This window comes from Frankia sp. CcWB2, assembly GCF_977927585.1.
Genome location: NZ_CDWRCM010000264.1, coordinates 4,775 through 5,603, shown reverse-complemented (window position 1 = coordinate 5,603; position 829 = coordinate 4,775). Strand labels below are relative to the sequence as shown.

Here is an 829-nt window from a genome sequence, read left to right as displayed (position 1 = left end):
CGCCGCGCGGCTGCAGGCCGCGCCGCCGATCGGCGCGCGGGAGCCGGTCGGCCGCGCGATCGCCGAGCTCGCCGCGCCCGAGGGCCACCTGGCCGTGCTGTCCGCAGTGCCACTCGGCACGCTGCGTGAGCTCAGCGGGCTGACCGCCGCCGCCGACCCGGGACTCGACGAGGAGTGGCTGCCGGTCGTCGCGGCGGTCCGGCCGCATGTCGCCCGGCTGGAGGCCGTGCAGCTCGCCGCGCTCGTCGGGGATGCACCGTCCCTGGCACCGACCTCGAGCGCGCCGGGCGACCACTGGCGTACGGCGGCGCTGGCCGACCTGCGGGCCTCGCGGACCGCGCCGGGCGGGAATCCGCGTGCGGCGCTGCCGCGGTTCATCGCCGGATACGGGCTCGGGGATGTGTGGTCGGCACAGCCCGACGTGCTGGTGGCAACCGGGCTCGTGGACAGCTGGAGTGAGTCGGTGCCGCGGTCCCGGCAAACCACGACGGCCGCGTTCGGGTTCAACGTACCGGCCGCGAGGCCGCCGCAGGCGATCCTGCTGGCGGTGCCGCCCGATCTCTCGGCGTCGTACGGGGTGGGGGCCACGACCGAGGGGCTCGTCGCGGTGCTCGCGGACACCCGGCTGCTCGCGCACGCGCGGGCCGGGCGGCCCGAGCACCTCGGCGGGCTGCAGGCTGCGGTGCCGACAGTCCTGCTCGAGGGCACAGGGCAGACCGGGTTCAAGGTTGAGGGGACGTCGTTCTGATGGCCGACCGCTACGACGTCCACCGCCGGATCGAGCCCGACCCGACCCGGCGCTCGCTGGCCGCCGGCTTCGCCGCGGGCG

At 77.0% G+C, this 829-nt stretch carries 1 pseudogene; it reads left to right on the top strand.

From position 1 onward, the window contains the following. Positions 1–748: pseudogene (locus tag ACY45C_RS20005) on the top strand (hypothetical protein); the annotation flags it as partial. Positions 749–829: the final 81 nt, after the last annotated feature.